This is a genomic window from Brachybacterium sp. AOP42-C2-15, assembly GCF_052377065.1.
Taxonomy (GTDB): Bacteria; Actinomycetota; Actinomycetes; order Actinomycetales; family Dermabacteraceae; genus Brachybacterium.
In genome coordinates, this window is the sequence record NZ_JBQSWK010000021.1 from 1 (window position 1) to 15,343 (window position 15,343).

A 15,343-nucleotide genomic window follows, 5' to 3' on the forward strand; every position below is an offset into this window, starting at 1 on the left:
GGTTTCAGCGACGAATCATCGGAATCAGCGGGTTCGATACTCCGAGGACCCTGATCAGCGCGTCACGAAGTGCCAGAGCCAGAGCGCCGCTCATGGTGAGGTCCGCGCCGTGGCTGGCGGCGATCACCGTCGGCGCGTCCTCGGTCACCGCATAGGCGTGGAAGCGCTCCTCGAGGTCCTGGAGGGCCGGCTCTCCCGTGGTGATCGCTCCGCCGTGGACGATCACCGCTTCGGGGTCGATGGTGTAGCTAAGGAGTGCGAGCACGGTGGCCAACTGGTCGTGCAGCACCGGCAGCCACGAGGCGTCGAGCGTTCCGTCCTCGATGCCTTGTGCGACCTCGAAGTACTCGACCGTCCTGCCGTGTGCGGTGAGCTCAGTCGAGATCGCGCCGCTGCGGGAGAGGATGTCGCCCTCGCCGACCACTCGGTGATGGCCATGCCACAAGGTCCCATCCAGCACGATCGCGGGCCGGTGGAAATCGTGATTGGTCAGATAGACGAAGGAGGAGAACTCCTGCGCGACGCCGATACGCAGCTCCCCCATCGCTCGGAGGTTCATGTCGTTCTCCACCTGGACGGAGGCCAGGGGGATGATCTCGCCGGCTCGGCGCCCCAGGGGATATCCGGTCAGCTCGGGCACGCCGTTGGACAGGAGCACTTCGCCGTCCTTCGCCACGATGCCCGGAACCCCGATCACCGCATCGAGCACGTCGGCAGGGTCGATGTCGTGCTGCACGAGCAGTGCGGCCACATGCTCGAGGACGAGCCGGGGCACGGAATGATCCTCGTCATGCAGGACCGGCTGTGAAGAAGGTCCGGCGCTGGCGGCCAGGAGCGTGTCATGACTGGTCACGGCATCGACGAGAGATCTTCCGGTCAAGCTGGAGACGGTCACACGGGTCTCGGTCCGCCGGATGTCCACGCCCAGGACCATCTGCGGGCCCTCGGTCGGGCCCCAGGTGCGCGCGGGCCGTCCCGACCCCGTGTGTCGCAGTTCGCTCTCGCGCACCAGACCGAGCGAATCGAGCTCGCCCAGTGCACGCTGCACCGTCGGCCGACTCACGCCGGCCATCTCGGAGAGTTCTCCGATGGTGGCGCTGCCGCGGTCGCAGACCTCCTTGAGAATGCAGGTGAGTGCGGTCGCGTACAGGCGCTGAGCCTCGGGCCGCAGCCCCTGGTCGCCCGCCTCGACCGGAGCAGTCCGGTCCTGTGGGCGGTCGTCGTCATCGACTTTTCGCTGCACCATGGCAGGCCACACCTTCCACATCGAAGCAGGGACTGGGCACGCGGTCGCCGGCTCCTCTGCCGTGCTCCGCGTAGTTATGAAACTTGTTTGCAGAAGGTATGCCGCAGATCACCTGCTTGTCAAGCGAGTTCCTGACCGACCGCAGAAGCCTGCTGCCGTCGACGCGGGTCACACCCTGGTTGAACACGTGTGACGCGCCGGAATCACAGCTCGATCCCGTGGGAGACCACGGTGCGGGCGACGGTGTCGAACAGCCCGCCCCACGCTGTTCATCTCCGCGTCGATCGGCAAGGCCCCGATCCTGGAGACCGCGCGAGCGCTGCTGCCCTTCTACGGGCTGGGGCTGATCGTGGTGCTCCTGGTGGCGTTCGCGCCGGGGCCGCTGTTCATTGTCTGACCGTTCTTTCCCTGGCTGATCCTTCCCTGGCTGTCCGTTCCCTGGCTGTTCTTTCCCTGGCTGTCCATCGCCAGACGCCAGGAGCGTCCATCCCCTCTCAGCTGTCGCCACGAACCCCTCGTCACGACAGCTGAGAGGGGATCGATGCGTTTCGGGCCCGTGCGAGCTGGCCTCACCGCAGCAGCGCCAGCTCGGCGGCGTCAGCTCAGGCCAGCTGCACGTCCAGCACCACAGCGGGCTGTCCCGATCCCACCTGCACGATCAGAGGCCGATGACCTGGCCGATCCCCCGCAGCAGAGTTGCAATGGATCCGAGCAGGACGACTCCGACCGCCACCCGCCGAGCAGTTCTCGCCGACACCTTCTTGACCACGACCCCGCCGATCAGCACCCCGAACGGAACGGAGCCGATGGCGGCCACCATCAGCGGCCAGGGCGGGGGCTCCGCTGATCCGCTGGCCCCCACCACCAGCTTCGAGATCACCGAGATCAGGCCCATGGTCAGGAAGATCGGCTGCAGCGTCGCGGCGAAGGAACGCTGGTCCCAGCGGGTCACATGCGCATAGGCGAGCATTGCCGCGGCGGCCACCCCGATGGCGGTGTTCAGGAAGCCGCCGAGCGCCCCGGCGAGGAGCCCGGCAGGCGTGGCCGGCATTGCGGCCTCGCGACCGCGCAGCAGCGGGGTGACGGCGAGGGAGGCCAGGAGCGTGACTCCGATGATCACCTCCAGCCAGCCCGATTCGACCGAGTGCACCAGCACAGCAGCCGGGACGGCACCCACCACGATGGCGGGCGCGACACGGAGATAGCGACCCCAGTCGATGTCGGCGCGCACAGCGAAAGTCAGGAATGCCGCCGAGACCACGGTCGTCATGTTCGTCAGCAGGATCCCGGTCACCGGCCCGATCGCGAGCACCAGCGCCGGTGACAGCACCAGGCCCGTGCCCATGCCGCTGGTGCGTTGGAGGGTGACGCCGAGCAGCACCGCGCCGATCACGATCAGGAGGGCCAGCTCGATCTGCACTGTCGCCTCCTGACCTCGTCGCGACGCAGGCGCTGTGCCACCGGCCTCACGATACGGGGCGGCAGTTCAGCCGGCGCTCTCCCCCACTGCGGCGACGAGATCGGCGGCGAGCCGCTCAGCGGCCTGCTTGTCGAGGTCGTGCACGGTCAGCCGCAGGTGCTGGGACGGTTCCGCGCCGGGTGCAAGCTGGAAGTCGTCTCCGGTGCGCACCAGCCAACCTCGGCGCATGAGCCGCTCGGCGACGAGTCGGGCGGGCGCGGGCACGGGGACCCAAAGGCTCATCCCGTCCCCCGCCTCCACCGGCAGGCCCTGCGCCGTGAGCTGGGCGGCGAAGGCGGTGTTCCGCGCGGCGTAGTGGGCCCCGGCTCGGTCGATGAGGGCGAGCGCGGCGGGGTCGGTCAGCACGGCGTGGGTGATCCGTTGCAGCAGGTGGCTGACCCAGGTGGTGCCGGGGCTGAGCCGCTGGGCGAGTCGGCCTGCGGTCTCGGGGTCGGTCGCGGTGACCGCCAGGCACATGTCGGGGCCGGCGAACTTCGAGACCGAGCGCAGCAGCGCCCAGCGCCGATGCGCGGGGCCGACGATCGAGTGGAAGGGCTGATGGGAGAGGAGCGAGTAGTAGTCATCCTGGATGACCAGCACGTACGGGTGCGCGGCGAAGACCTCGCGCAGCTCGGCGGCGCGACGCTCGCTGAGCGAGGCCCCGGTGGGGTTCTGGGCGCGCGGGGTGCACACGACCGCCCGCACCCCTTGCTCAAGCGCAGCCCGGAGGCCGTCGGCGGTCATCCCCTCGGCGTCGACCGGGACCGGAACGGCCCGGTAGCCTCCGTGCCGGGCGATCTGGATGCTGGCGAGGAAGCAGGGATCCTCGAGCGCCACGGCGTCGTCCCGCATCAGGGCCTGGGCGAGCAGCCGCTCGACAGCGTCGACGGCACCGCTGGTCAGGGTCAGATGCAGGTCCGTGGGTTCCGCGGGGGCGTCGGGGCTCATCCATTCCTTGGCCCACTGCTCGAGACCGGGGTCGATCACGGGCTCTCCGTAGAGCACGGGGCGTCCGGCCGCGGCGGTCAGGGCCGGGCCGAGGTCCGGGATCAAGCGCGGATCGGGGTTCCCGGTGGCGACGTCCCGGAGAGACCCGGCAGCGGCGAAGCCCTCCTGCGCGACGGCCTGCCGCTGCGCGACTCGGGTGCCGGCGCGGCCCAGGGAGACGACGACCCCGGAGCGGGCGAGCGTGCGATAGGCGGCCACGGCGGTGTTGCGGTTGATCCCGAGCTGCTCGGCCAGGGCGCGCACCGGGGGCAGGCTCTGCCCGGGGACCAACTCGCCGCGGTCCACGAGGGCCCGCACGCTGTCGGCGATCTCCGCTGCGGTCCCGCCGCTGATCACCACGTCGCTGTCCGTGCTCACCCTGCGAGTCTAGGCGGGCCCCGTCGATCCCGGGCCACTCCCCGGACCTGTCCTCGCACTTCGACCTGGGCCGTGCTACGTTTTGGCCTAGGCCAATGTGGTGCAGGGAGGGTCGACGTGCTGGATGCCGTCGGCCCGCGCCGCGAGAGCGACTGAGGACATCCCATGAACACCGCTGCATCCACCCACTCCCCCACCACCGGCACCGGCACCGTCAAGCGCGGCCTGGCCGACATGATGAAGGGCGGCGTCATCATGGACGTCGTCACCGCCGAGCAGGCGAAGATCGCCGAGGACGCCGGCGCGGTCGCGGTCATGGCCCTCGAGCGGGTCCCCGCGGACATCCGCGCCCAGGGTGGGGTCTCCCGCATGAGCGACCCCGACATGATCGACAGCATCATCGAGACGGTGTCGATCCCGGTGATGGCCAAGGCCCGCATCGGCCACTTCGTCGAGGCGCAGATCCTCCAGGAGCTCGGCGTGGACTACATCGACGAGTCCGAGGTGCTCTCCCCCGCCGACTACCTCCACCACATCGACAAGCACCGCTTCACCGTGCCCTTCGTGTGCGGCGCGACGAACCTCGGCGAGGCCCTGCGCCGCATCACCGAGGGCGCGGCGATGATCCGCTCCAAGGGCGAGGCCGGCACGGGTGACGTCTCCGAGGCCACCAAGCACATCCGCACCATCTCCTCCGAGATCCGCGCGCTCGCGGCGAAGAGCGAGGACGAGCTCTACCTCGCTGCGAAGGACCTCCAGGCTCCGTACGAGCTGGTCAAGGAGGTCGCCGAGACCGGCGCCCTGCCCGTGGTGCTGTTCGTCGCGGGCGGCGTGGCCACTCCGGCGGATGCCGCGATGATGATGCAGCTGGGGGCCGACGGGGTGTTCGTCGGCTCCGGGATCTTCAAGTCCGGCAACCCGGCCCAGCGTGCCGCGGCGATCGTCAAGGCCACCACCTTCTACGACGACCCCTCCGTGATCGCGGAGGTCTCGCGCGGGCTCGGTGAGGCGATGGTGGGCATCAACGTCGCCGACCTTCCCGCTCCGCACCGCCTGGCCGAGCGCGGCTGGTGACCAGCGCCCCCGCACCGTCGCCAACTGCGGAAATGGCTGCCGTCGCGGACGGGGGGCCCGCGGAGTCGCCCGCGCTGCGGATCGGCATCCTCGCCCTGCAGGGCGACGTCCGTGAGCATGAGCGCGCGCTCGCGACCCTCGGCGCCATGACGGTGCGGGTGCGCCGACCGGCGGATCTCGTCGGCCTCGACGGCCTGGTGCTGCCCGGTGGCGAGTCGAGCGTGATCGACAAGCTGTCGCGAGCCTTCGGGCTGCGAGAGCCCCTGCAGGCGGGGATCGCTGCCGGCCTCCCGGTCTACGGCACGTGCGCCGGAATGATCCTGCTGGCGGAGGAGCTGGAGGATGCCATCGCGGGTCAGCAGACCTTCGGCGGGCTCGACATCACCGTGCGCCGCAATGCCTTCGGCCGGCAGCAGGAGTCCTTCGTGGCGGCACTGCCCCTCGCCATGCTCGGCGAGGAGCCGGTCGCAGCGACCTTCATCCGTGCCCCGGAAGTAGTCCGGGCGGGCCCGGAGGTCGAGGTGCTCGCGCGCCTCGAGGACGGGCGCATCGTGGCTGTCCGGCAGGGGAATCTGCTGGCCACGGCCTTCCACCCGGAGATCTCCGGGGAGCTGCGCCTCCACGCCCTGCTGCTGGAGAGCGCCGCCGCACGACGGACGACGACGCCTTGAGCTGCCTGACGCCTCGGCCGAGCTAGGGTGCTGGCGAGCTAGGGGGCGGGCCTCAGCAGCGGCGCGATCTCTCCGCCCCACGCCTCGACGGCGGGCAGGTCACGGAAGTCGCCCGTCGGCGTGCGCATCGACTTCAGCAGCAGCCGCTCATGCATGGGGATCCGGTCCATCAGCACCCAGCCGGGGAAGTTCTTCACCGCGACCGGGGTGACCCGGAGCTTCTCGAGGAAGGTGTCGGTCGCCTTCTGCTTTCCGCCCTTGGCCGGGTCGGCGGCCGAGCCGGAGCAGGAGAAGAACGCGAAGGGGTGCTGGCCGAGCGCCTGCGCATGGTGCTGCGCCCACGTGGCCGCGTGCTTCTCGATCGCCTCGACTCGTACCCCTGAGCCGAGCACCACGGCGTCGTAGCCGGTGGGATCGGGCGAGTCCGCGATATCGGTGAGGTCCACCTCGAGCCCGGTGGCGCGCAGTGCGGCGGTGAGAGTCTCGGCGAGGGTGCGGGTGGCTCCGGAGTGGGTCGCGTAGGCGACGAGCACGGTCATGGGGCCCATCCTGTCAGTCACTCTCCCGTTGCGCTCGGGACCGAGGTCTCGGGGTGTTCGTGCGGGCCCTTCCGAGCACCTCCGCTGATGGTCCCGTTTTCCGCACAGATGCCGACAAAATCCCCGGTCAGCGGCAGATCACGATCCGGCTGTCATGACCGTCCGGTCACTGGATCCCGCCCCGAGATAGGCAGACAATCGCGGCATACGGCCCGGCCGCCGTGGCCCCGGCCGCCTCCTCGAGGAGCCAGCCATGAAGAAGAGAGTCCTATCCGTCCTCGCGGCATGCGCGCTGCTGCTCGGCCTGGGGATGTTCGCCCCGGCCACCGCCACCGCCGCCCCCTACTGCGGCATCACCTGGGGCTCGCTCCCGGAGTCCGCCGCCGGGATGTCCTCGGCCCAGATCAAGAACCTCCGCTCCGGCCGGCACACCTGCTTCGACAGGCTCGTGGTCGACCTCAAGGGCGATGTCTCGGGGTACTCGGTGGAGTACGTCAACCGCGTCTCCGCGCTGGGCTCCGGTTTCACCGTTCCGCTCAGCGGCGCCGCTGACCTGGAGGTCCTGGTCTACGCCCCCGCCCATGACGCCGACTACCGGGCGACCTACGCCCCGCGCAATCGCTCGCAGGCCGTGAATGTCGACGGCTACCGCACCTTCCGCCAGGTCGCCTTCAGCGGCACCTTCGAGGGACAGACCCTGATCGGGCTCGGCGTGCGCGCCCGGCTCCCGATCAGGACGTTCGTGCTCGACGGCCCCGGTGACGGATCCCGCCTGGTGATCGATGTAGCCCATCGCTGGTGAGAACCCCTCTGACCGGGAACTCTTGGGACCGGTGGTCCTCCTCCGTGCAGGGGAGGACCGCCGGTCCTCCGCTGCGCGGATGGGTCCGTCGGCGCCACTGCCAGCGACACCGAGGTGGCCCGTCGGCCGGGCGTTCAGCAGCGTTTCCGACAGCGTCAGCGGATCAGCCGACGCTCCCTGGCCACGCGCAGCGCGGAGGTGCGGCTGTCCACGCCGAGTTTGTCGTAGAGATGGACCAGATGGGTCTTCACCGTCGACTCGGAGATGAACAGGGCCTTGGCGACCTCCCGGTTCGTCGCGCCGGTGGCGAGCGTCTCGAGGATCTCGGTCTCGCGCGGTGACAGGGCGGTGGCCGGGTTGGCCATCCGGGCGACCAGCCGCTGCTGCACCTCGGGCGAGAGGATGCTGCGCCCGGCAGCGGCCTCGCCGACGGCGGCGATCAGCGCCTCGATGGGCGAATCCTTGAGCACGTAGCCGGTGGCACCCGCCTCGAGGGCGCCGACGATGTCGGCCTCCGCATCGAAGGTGGTCACTGCGAGGACCTGCACCTCCCGGTGCCGGGCGCGCAGGGTGCGGGTGGTCTCGATGCCGCCTATCCCGTCACCGAGGTTCAGGTCCATCAGCACCAGGTCCGGCGCCCCAGCGGGAGAGGCGGCGAGCTCTTCGAGCACCCGCAGGGCCTCGGTCCCGGAGCCGACCTCGGCGACCACCTCGATCCCGTCGTCGGCCTCGAGCAGAGCGCGCAGCCCGGCCCTGACCACGGGATGATCATCGACCATCATGATGCGGATGCTCATGCGCCTGGCTCCTCGGTGGGGTGCGACTCAGTGGGGTTTGCAGGGGTGAGGCCGAGCGGGGCGCGCGTCGGCAGGGTGAGGCCGACGGTGGTGCCCTCCCCGGGCGCCGATTCGATCGCTATCGCGCCGCCGGCGCGCTCCATCCGAGCGCGCAGCAGACGCAGCCCGTCACCGCCCTCGCCCTCACCCCGGCGGGGAGCGGCAGAGGGGTCGAAGCCACGGCCGTCGTCGACCACGTCCAGGCTCACCCGGTCCGGCCACCAGGCCAGGGTGAGCACACAGCGCTGCGCCTCGGCGTGCCGCTGCACATTGGCGACGAGCGACTGGGCGGCACGGTGGAGGGTCTCGACCTGTGCCGGATCCAGCTCGCGCGGAGTGCCGTCGATGCGCAGCTCCCAACGGGGCTGCTCCCCCAGGACCCCGAGCGCCTCGGCCCGGGAGATCACCGCGCGCAGCGCCTGTTCGAGGGTGGTCTGCGGGGCGCGGTCGGCGAGGTCCCGCACCAGGCGGCGGGCATCGGCGAGGTTCTCGCGGGCGGTGTCCTCGATGCGGGCGAACTCGACGCCGGCCGACGGGTGGGCGTTGCGGGCGCCGCGACTGAGCATGACGATCGAGTTCAGGCCCTGGGCGAGGGTGTCGTGGATGTCCTGGGCGAGGCGCTGACGCTCCTCGGCGATGCCCTTGCGCCGCTCGGAGTCGGCCAGCTCTGCCTGCGCGGCCCGCAGCTGGACGACGAGCTCCCGGTTGCGGTCCGTCTCCTGCAGCAGCCGACGGTGGACGGCATGGGCGATCAGCGAGAACGCGGCCCCGACCAGCGGGCCGAGGATCTCGCCGACTCCCAGCGACCACTGCTCGCGAGCGATCACCGGGGCGACCACCGCCCACAGCGCGACCGCCCACAGCACCAGCGGTCCGGCGATGCGGCCCAGGGAGAACAGGACCAGGAAGAACAGGGGGAAGGCGACCCATACGAAGGCCGCGGAGACGAAGGTGCTGGCCATCCAGGCCACCGAGAGGGTGAGAACCCAGCCGCGCGAGGGCAGCAGCAGGTCGGTGTGGGCGGAGCGTCCCGCCGCGCCGCGGGCCAGGGCGCGCTGGGATCCGAGCAGGTAGATCGCGGCGATCACGGCGGCGGCGAGGATCGCCAGTGCCGGCGCCACGGCGTCTGCGGTGATGGCTCGCAGCGCGCCGACGCTCGGCAGCACCAGGAAGGCCACGTGCATCGCGCCGCGCAGGGTGGTGGCGAGGGCGGAGGCGGTGTCGCCCTCCGCGACCGCTCGGCCGACGGCAGGCGTCAGGTCCGGGGCCGGGGCCGGGACTGACGCCGCCGCATGGGGCACTTCCGGAGAGGGGGCACGATCGACATCCACCCCGTCACTGTAGAGGGGGCGACAGCGCCGCCACATCGTCCGAAAGGTCCGCTGCGGTGCGAGCCGACGGGGCGGCGCCGCCTGCGCCGGCCGAGTCTGCTATCGGCGCGGCCGGTCAGGATCGCCGGGTGTCGTCGGCGCGGGGCGTGCGGTGGACCTGCGCACCAGCAGGACGCTCCCGACCACCACCGCGACCAGGGCCACCGCTGCGATCGCCAGCACCACGAGGATGGCCAGGACGAAGAAGATGCCGAGGACCGAGACGTCCATGGGGACCTCCTCTGCCGTGTTCTGCTGTCGCGGGAACGCCCGCCTCCCGAGGCTCCAGGATACGTCCGTGCCTGCGACAGATCACCGCCACAGCTGACCCGCAGGCCGCCCCGTCACAGGGCAGCGGCCGGTTCCTCCGTAGAGGAACCGGCCGCTGTCACCCGGGGCGCGGACCGGTGAGGGCCCGCGCAACGGGGTGGATCAGACGCTCAGTCGGATCATGCGCCGGGGCGGGTCAGGCGCCGGAGCGGATCAGGCCTTGGGGATGACCAGGCCGGAGGCGTTGCTCGTCGCGTTCTCGAACCGCGCCTGAACATCCGCCCAGTTCACGATGTTCCAGACCGCCTTGACGTACTCCGCCTTCACGTTCTGGTAATCCAGGTAGAACGCGTGCTCCCACATATCCAGCTGGAACAGCGGGATCGTCGCCACCGGCACACCGTTCTGCTGATCGTAGAACTGCTCGATCACGAGGTTCCCACCGAGCGGCTCATACGCCAGCACAGCCCAGCCCGAGCCCTGGATGCCCAGCGCCGCCGCCGTGAAGTGCGCACGGAACGCATCGAACGAGCCGAAGAACTCATCGATCGCCTGCGCGAGCTCACCGGTGGGCTTGTCGCCACCCTCGGGCGAGAGGTTCTTCCAGAAAATCGAGTGGTTCGTGTGACCACCGAGGTTGAACGCGAGGTCCTTCGAGAACTGGTTCACGGTCCCGAAATCATTCGCCTCGCGAGCCGCGGCGAGCTTCTCCAGCGCCGTGTTCGCGCCCTTGACGTAGGTCGCGTGGTGCTTGGAGTGATGCAGCTCCATGATCCTGCCCGAGATCGAGGGATCCAGCGCGCCGTAGTCGTAATCAAGATCGGGAAGGGTGTACTCAGCCATGAGCTGTCCTTTCGTTGGTGGTGTTGCCACGACAATAAGACCTCAAGCGCACTTGAGGTCAAGCCGTCTCGTCGTCACCCTCGGGGAACTCGGCCACATCCTCGAGTCGGCGCGGGCCCGGGCCGATCTCGGCGAGGGCGTCGTCCGGGTTCAACAATGCGCAGGCCTTGAGCGAGAGGCAGCCGCAGCCGATGCAGCCGGTCAGCTCATGCTCGAGCCGTTCGATGGCTCGGCGCCTCTCCTCGAGGCGCCTCTTCCAGCGCCGGGAGGCGCGTTGCCAGTCTGAATGCGAGGGCGTGCTCGCCATCGGTACATCACCGAAAGCCTCTTTGACATCGGACAGCGGCATGCCGAGTCGTTTCGCGACGGAGATCAGGGAGACCCGGCGCAGCATGTGGCGGGGATAGCGGCGCTGGTTGCCGCCGGTGCGCACCGAGCCCACCAGGCCGAGCTCCTCGTAATAGCGCAGCGCCGACGGGGCGACTCCCGTGCGGTGGCTCATCTCCCCGATCGTCAGCAGATCATCGGGTTCATGGGCGGGATTCACTCTGACGCCCCCTCTCGTCGCTCTTCGGGCCGCATCGTCGTTCGCCGGGCCGCGCTCATCGCCGCGCGCCCTCTTGACCTCAAGTGCACTTGAGATCCTACGCTCCAGGGAGCATCGACTGGAAGGACCGCACACCGTGACCTATGTGATCGCTCTGCCCTGCGTGGACGTCAAGGATCGGGCCTGCGTGGACGAATGTCCCGTGGACTGCATCTACGAGGGCAATCGGATGCTCTACATCCAACCGGACGAGTGCGTGGACTGTGGTGCGTGCGAGCCCGTCTGCCCCGTCGAGGCGATCTTCTACGAGGACGACACCCCTGACCAGTGGGCCGAGTACTACAACGCCAATGTCGACTTCTTCGACGACCTCGGCGCACCCGGGGGTGCAGCCAAGCTGGGCGTGATCGACAAGGACCACCCGCTCGTCGCGGCCCTGCCTCCGCAGCCGAACCCGCTGGCCTGAGCATCGCGGCCCGGCGTCCCGCCCCACATCAGACCCGTGCATGACATGGATGTCACTTCCTGCGACACGCCCGTGACCTGCGCAGATCCCGGCGGCGGTGATCATAGGGTTCGTGCATGACCGCTGTTGACATTCATGTGAGGGCTGCTGCCGAGAGTTCCCTGAGCATCGGCGAGCTCTCCGCCCGCACCTCGGTCAGCGCGCGCTCGTTGCGCTATTACGAGGAGCAGGGCCTGCTCACCCCGCGCCGCACCGCCGCCGGGCACCGCCGCTTCGATGCCGAGGCGGTGGACCAGGTGCTGCTAGTGCAGCGACTGTTCGCCGCCGGGCTCTCGAGCGCGGAGATCCAGCCCGTGATGCCGGCACTGATCGGAGTCCAGGGGCAGGGCGTGGACTCGCTGGCATCCCTGCGTGCGCACCGGCAGCGGCTGGCGCAGGAGATCGACAGGCTGCGCGACACCGCGGAGATCCTCGATGAGGTCATCGAGGGGCACGAACTCGCCTGAACAGCACCGTCCCCCGGCTGGAGCAGACGATCGCAGAACCGTCCCGGCACCGGCTCCCTGAGGATCGCCCGCGCACGGGATGACGACCGGGATGTCGCAGGATGTAGAGATTCGTCGGCCGGTTCCGTCCCAGGGGTGCACGCGACCACAATGGGTCGCACCTCGAAGGAGAGAAACCATGGCCAAGTACCTGCTGCTGAAGCACTACCGCGGTGCCCCGAAGGGCGAGAACGACGTCCCCATGGACCGGTGGAGTCCGGACGAGGTCACCGCGCACGTGCAGTACATGAACGACCTCGCCGACCGGCTCACCGAGAGCGGTGAGTACGTCGACTCCCAGGCGCTCTCCCCCGGGGGCACCTGGGTGCGATTCGACGGCGAGGGAAAGCCGCCGGTCACCGACGGTCCGTTCGCGGAGACCAAGGACCTCATCGCCGGATGGATGATCATCGACGTCGACAGCTACGAGCGGGCCCTCGCGGTCGCCGGTGAACTCTCGGCGGCGCCGGGCAAGGACGGCGCACCGATCCACGAGTGGCTCGAGCTGCGCCCCTTCTACGGCGTGAACGCTCCGACGACCGGATGAGGACGATCGGATGAATGAGGAGCTGCTGCGGGAGCTGGTCCCCGCAGTGATCGGGATCCTCCGCCGCCGCGGCGCCGAGTTCGCGGCGGCGGAGGATGCCGTGCAGGAAGCGCTGATCGAGGCGCTCAGCTCCTGGGCGGAGAACCCACCTCGGGATCCGAAGGGCTGGCTGGTCACGGTGGCCTGGCGGAAGTTCCTGGATCAGGTCCGTGCGGAGCAGGCTCGACACCTCCGGGAGGAGCGCCTCGGATCCGATATCGACCCCGGCGTGGTCTCAGCCGCCGACGATTCCCTGCAGCTGCTCTTCCTCTGCGCTCACCCCGCCCTGACCCCGGCCTCCGCCGTCGCCCTCACGCTGCGAGCGGTAGGCGGGCTGACCACCCGCCAGATCGCTGAGGCGTATCTGGTGCCTGAGGCGACCATGGCCCAGCGCATCTCCCGTGCGAAGCGCACCCTGGCCGGGCAGCGACTGGATGCCCCCGGGGACGTCGCCACGGTGCTGCGGGTGCTCTACCTGATCTTCAACGAGGGATTCTCGGGGGACGTGGATCTCGTCGCCGAGGCGATCCGTCTGACCCGGCAGCTGCACGCCGCCATCACTCACCCGGAGGTCATGGGCCTGCTCGCGCTGATGCTGCTTCACCATGCGCGCCGCCCTGCCCGCTTCACGGCCGAAGGAGCCCTGGTCTCGCTCGCGGAGCAGGACCGTGCGCGCTGGGACACGACGCTGATCGCGGAGGGGGTGGTGATCCTGCAGTCCGCTCTCGGCCAGGACCGGCTCGGGGAGTTCCAGGTCCAGGCGGCGATCGCGGCACTGCATGCCGACGCCGCCACCGTCGCGGAGACGGACTGGGTGCAGATCCTCGAGTGGTACGACGAGCTGGTGCGCCTGACGGGCAGCCCGATCGCCCGGCTCAACCGGGTGGTCGCCCTCGGAGAGGCCGACGGACCGCGCGCCGGGCTGGCCGCTCTGGCCGAGCTGGACCCGACGCTGCCTCGCTACGCCGCCGTGGCGGCCCACCTGCACGAGGCTGACGGGGACCGAGCCGGCGCCGCCGCCCTGTTCGCCGACGCCGCGCGCTCTGCGGCTTCGACCGCCGAACGTGATCATCTGGTGCGCCGAGCGGCACGGCTAAACTCGACCTGACCAGCGCGTGCGTCCCCCATCGACGGCTGCCCCGCCGAGCCGGCACCCTCGTGTGCCCCGTCGACGGGATCCCCCGCCCACACCCCTCGGGCCGGTCCCTTCGTCAGCCCCGTCGGGCCAGTCCGTACTCGCGGCTGAAGCCGCTGCTCAGATCTGTGATCCGTACGGTGACTATGCCCGCGGTGTCCACCGTGTAGGTCTCCTCGATCTCCGGCCCGCCCTCGCGGCGCTCGACCGTGACGGCGGCGAGCTCCGCAGCGCCGAGCTCACGCAGCGCCGGATCGAAGGGGAACAGGACGTCCGCAAAGGGAACCAGGTCGCCGCGCGGCTCCCCGGCGTCATCGAGCGCAGGATGCTCGACATAGCGGAACCAGCCCAGGTTGTGCGCGGCCATGTAGCGCCTGGTCACGCTGGTGCTGCCGGTCTGCGGCAGGGGTGCTTCCGGGGTGAGGACCTGGTCGAAGGTGACTCCCTCGCCGGAATCCGCCTCGCGGAACACCCCGATGCCGCGCGAGAGCCGATCGGTGAGGGAGACATCGGCGTCAGGGTCCACGGCGATGGCCAGCCCGATCGCGGTCGACGCGGCGGGATAGGGGGAACGATGGACCCGTCGGCCGAAGCGCTCCCGCAGCAGCCTGGCCACCAGCGGCAGCCCCGAGCCTCCGCCCACCAGGTAGATGCCGGCGATGCCGGAGCCCGCGTCGAGCGCGCCGACCAACGGCGCCATCACCTCCAGGGTGCGCTCCACCAGCGGTGCCGCCGCAGCGTAGAAGTCGTCCACGGGGAGGATCACCGGGTCCTGCTCCGCGGTGATCTCGATCATCACCCGGCGGGTCTGCGGGGTGAGGCGTTCCTTGGCCTCCCGGCATTCCTCACGCAGCGCGGCATGCTGGGCCGCGGAGAGGTCCTCGGGACGGATCCCCGCCCGTTCGAGCGCGAGCTCCGCGAGGACCTCGTCGAAGTCGTCCCCGCCCAGGCGGTTCTCGCCCCGGCTGCCGAGCACCACGTGGCTGGCGCCGTCGGCCTCCACCAGGGAGCTGTCGAAGGTGCCGCCGCCCAGGTCGTAGACCGCGATGCGGGTGCGGCGCGAGGTCAGGGAGCGGCTCTGGTGGTGGGTGTACTCGAAGCCTGCGGCGGAGGGCTCGTTGATCATCGCGATCACGTCGATGCCCGCCCGTCGGAATGCTTCGAGGGTCATCACCCGCTGGGCCGAGTGGGCGTGCGCCGGGACGGAGACCGCCACCTCCCCCACCGGCACCGGCAGGGCGGTGCGCACCGCCGTGAGATAGCCGGTGAGCAGGTCCAGCAGGGCGAACTCGCGCCCGCCGAGCTCGACCATGGTCCCGGGATGCGTGGTCGGGTCCCCGAGCAGCCGTTTGAAGGAGCGCAGGTGAGGCGCACCGGCTCGGGCGGCACGCTCGGCCTCGAAGCCGTGGACCAGGGCGTCTCCGTCGAGCGCTATGACCGAGGGGAAGTGGTCGTGCGGGTCCCCGTCGGGGTCCTGGAAGCTCAGCACCGGGTAGTTCCCTCGGTCGGCGCCTGCCGCAATGGTCCTGGTCGTGCCCACATCTATACCGATCCGCATGTCCTGAAGATACCCCCGGGGGGATCTCTGA

At 70.1% G+C, this 15,343-nt stretch carries 17 protein-coding genes; 7 read left to right on the top strand and 10 right to left on the bottom strand.

The features are described 5' to 3' along the window. Positions 1–4: 4 nt before the first annotated feature. From ACT3SQ_RS12145 to ACT3SQ_RS12155, 3 genes are all read right to left on the bottom strand, one after another. The gene (locus tag ACT3SQ_RS12145; protein ID WP_442332625.1) at positions 5–1,246 is read right to left on the bottom strand and encodes an ROK family protein; all 1,242 of its coding nucleotides are present in this window, start codon (positions 1,244–1,246) and stop codon (positions 5–7) included. 658 nt (positions 1,247–1,904) lie between these two features. After that, on the bottom strand, positions 1,905–2,666 hold the full coding sequence (locus ACT3SQ_RS12150) for a TSUP family transporter (RefSeq protein ID WP_442332626.1): 762 nt from the start codon (positions 2,664–2,666) through the stop codon (positions 1,905–1,907). Positions 2,667–2,732: 66 nt separating this feature from the next. Continuing rightward, a complete protein-coding gene (locus tag ACT3SQ_RS12155) occupies positions 2,733–4,070 on the bottom strand; it encodes an aminotransferase class I/II-fold pyridoxal phosphate-dependent enzyme (RefSeq protein ID WP_444601161.1) in 1,338 nt (445 codons plus the stop codon). Positions 4,071–4,235: 165 nt separating this feature from the next. Between ACT3SQ_RS12155 and pdxS the strand changes: the two genes are divergently transcribed. Next, a complete protein-coding gene (pdxS, locus tag ACT3SQ_RS12160) occupies positions 4,236–5,144 on the top strand; it encodes a pyridoxal 5'-phosphate synthase lyase subunit PdxS (RefSeq protein WP_441446048.1) in 909 nt (302 codons plus the stop codon). 32 nt (positions 5,145–5,176) lie between these two features. Further along, the gene (gene pdxT / locus ACT3SQ_RS12165; RefSeq protein WP_444601162.1) at positions 5,177–5,815 is read left to right on the top strand and encodes a pyridoxal 5'-phosphate synthase glutaminase subunit PdxT; all 639 of its coding nucleotides are present in this window, start codon (positions 5,177–5,179) and stop codon (positions 5,813–5,815) included. A 38-nt stretch (positions 5,816–5,853) separates the two neighbouring features. Here pdxT and ACT3SQ_RS12170 read toward each other — a convergent pair whose 3' ends face one another. Beyond that, positions 5,854–6,354, bottom strand: coding sequence for a flavodoxin domain-containing protein (locus ACT3SQ_RS12170; RefSeq protein WP_444601163.1), 501 nt, complete (start codon positions 6,352–6,354; stop codon positions 5,854–5,856). 253 nt (positions 6,355–6,607) lie between these two features. On the opposite strand from ACT3SQ_RS12170, the gene ACT3SQ_RS12175 reads away from it, so the two are divergent. Then, entirely contained in the window at positions 6,608–7,156 is a 549-nt protein-coding gene (locus ACT3SQ_RS12175) for an AMIN-like domain-containing (lipo)protein (protein ID WP_444601164.1), read from the top strand. Between the two features lie 155 nt (positions 7,157–7,311). On the opposite strand, the gene ACT3SQ_RS12180 is transcribed toward ACT3SQ_RS12175, so the two are convergent. From ACT3SQ_RS12180 to soxR, 5 genes are all read right to left on the bottom strand, one after another. Next, positions 7,312–7,953 carry a response regulator gene (locus ACT3SQ_RS12180; protein WP_444502040.1) on the bottom strand — a complete coding sequence of 214 codons (642 nt, stop codon included), beginning with the start codon at positions 7,951–7,953 and terminating at the stop codon, positions 7,312–7,314. Next, the gene (locus ACT3SQ_RS12185; protein WP_442332878.1) at positions 7,950–9,323 is read right to left on the bottom strand and encodes a sensor histidine kinase; all 1,374 of its coding nucleotides are present in this window, start codon (positions 9,321–9,323) and stop codon (positions 7,950–7,952) included. The genes ACT3SQ_RS12180 and ACT3SQ_RS12185 overlap by 4 nt, the downstream gene beginning before the upstream one ends. A 99-nt stretch (positions 9,324–9,422) precedes the next feature. Further along, positions 9,423–9,593 carry a hypothetical protein gene (locus ACT3SQ_RS12190; protein ID WP_441446042.1) on the bottom strand — a complete coding sequence of 57 codons (171 nt, stop codon included), beginning with the start codon at positions 9,591–9,593 and terminating at the stop codon, positions 9,423–9,425. Positions 9,594–9,845: 252 nt separating this feature from the next. Next, a complete protein-coding gene (locus ACT3SQ_RS12195) occupies positions 9,846–10,475 on the bottom strand; it encodes a superoxide dismutase (protein ID WP_444598861.1) in 630 nt (209 codons plus the stop codon). 58 nt (positions 10,476–10,533) lie between these two features. Then, complete coding sequence (gene soxR / locus ACT3SQ_RS12200) at positions 10,534–11,022, bottom strand: redox-sensitive transcriptional activator SoxR (protein WP_441445951.1); 489 nt, start codon at positions 11,020–11,022, stop codon at positions 10,534–10,536. Positions 11,023–11,158: 136 nt separating this feature from the next. Here soxR and fdxA point away from each other — a divergent pair, with 136 nt between their 5' ends. From fdxA to ACT3SQ_RS12220, 4 genes are all read left to right on the top strand, one after another. Further along, positions 11,159–11,488, top strand: coding sequence for a ferredoxin (gene fdxA, locus ACT3SQ_RS12205; protein ID WP_441445952.1), 330 nt, complete (start codon positions 11,159–11,161; stop codon positions 11,486–11,488). 116 nt (positions 11,489–11,604) lie between these two features. Then, complete coding sequence (locus ACT3SQ_RS12210) at positions 11,605–11,994, top strand: MerR family transcriptional regulator (RefSeq protein ID WP_441445953.1); 390 nt, start codon at positions 11,605–11,607, stop codon at positions 11,992–11,994. 178 nt (positions 11,995–12,172) lie between these two features. Beyond that, complete coding sequence (locus tag ACT3SQ_RS12215; protein ID WP_441445954.1) at positions 12,173–12,580, top strand: YciI family protein; 408 nt, start codon at positions 12,173–12,175, stop codon at positions 12,578–12,580. A 10-nt stretch (positions 12,581–12,590) separates the two neighbouring features. Continuing rightward, a complete protein-coding gene (locus ACT3SQ_RS12220; protein WP_444601165.1) occupies positions 12,591–13,727 on the top strand; it encodes an RNA polymerase sigma factor in 1,137 nt (378 codons plus the stop codon). A 103-nt stretch (positions 13,728–13,830) separates the two neighbouring features. Here the strand turns inward: ACT3SQ_RS12220 and ACT3SQ_RS12225 are convergent, their stop codons facing one another. Beyond that, positions 13,831–15,312, bottom strand: a complete 1,482-nt coding sequence (locus tag ACT3SQ_RS12225) for an Hsp70 family protein (RefSeq protein ID WP_444601166.1) — start codon at positions 15,310–15,312, stop codon at positions 13,831–13,833. Positions 15,313–15,343: the final 31 nt, after the last annotated feature.

Bases quoted from the DNA above. Each gene is read 5' to 3' on its own strand.
- ACT3SQ_RS12195 (WP_444598861.1), bottom strand. From the start codon at position 10,475: ATGGCTGAGTACACCCTTCCCGATCTTGATTACGACTACGGCGCGCTG.
- ACT3SQ_RS12210 (WP_441445953.1), top strand. From the start codon at position 11,605: ATGACCGCTGTTGACATTCATGTGAGGGCTGCTGCCGAGAGTTCCCTG.
- ACT3SQ_RS12225 (WP_444601166.1), bottom strand. From the start codon at position 15,312: ATGCGGATCGGTATAGATGTGGGCACGACCAGGACCATTGCGGCAGGC.
- pdxT (WP_444601162.1), top strand. From the start codon at position 5,177: ATGGCTGCCGTCGCGGACGGGGGGCCCGCGGAGTCGCCCGCGCTGCGG.
- ACT3SQ_RS12170 (WP_444601163.1), bottom strand. From the start codon at position 6,354: ATGACCGTGCTCGTCGCCTACGCGACCCACTCCGGAGCCACCCGCACC.
- ACT3SQ_RS12190 (WP_441446042.1), bottom strand. From the start codon at position 9,593: ATGGACGTCTCGGTCCTCGGCATCTTCTTCGTCCTGGCCATCCTCGTG.
- ACT3SQ_RS12215 (WP_441445954.1), top strand. From the start codon at position 12,173: ATGGCCAAGTACCTGCTGCTGAAGCACTACCGCGGTGCCCCGAAGGGC.
- ACT3SQ_RS12175 (WP_444601164.1), top strand. From the start codon at position 6,608: ATGAAGAAGAGAGTCCTATCCGTCCTCGCGGCATGCGCGCTGCTGCTC.
- pdxS (WP_441446048.1), top strand. From the start codon at position 4,236: ATGAACACCGCTGCATCCACCCACTCCCCCACCACCGGCACCGGCACC.
- ACT3SQ_RS12180 (WP_444502040.1), bottom strand. From the start codon at position 7,953: ATGAGCATCCGCATCATGATGGTCGATGATCATCCCGTGGTCAGGGCC.
- ACT3SQ_RS12145 (WP_442332625.1), bottom strand. From the start codon at position 1,246: ATGGTGCAGCGAAAAGTCGATGACGACGACCGCCCACAGGACCGGACT.
- ACT3SQ_RS12220 (WP_444601165.1), top strand. From the start codon at position 12,591: ATGAATGAGGAGCTGCTGCGGGAGCTGGTCCCCGCAGTGATCGGGATC.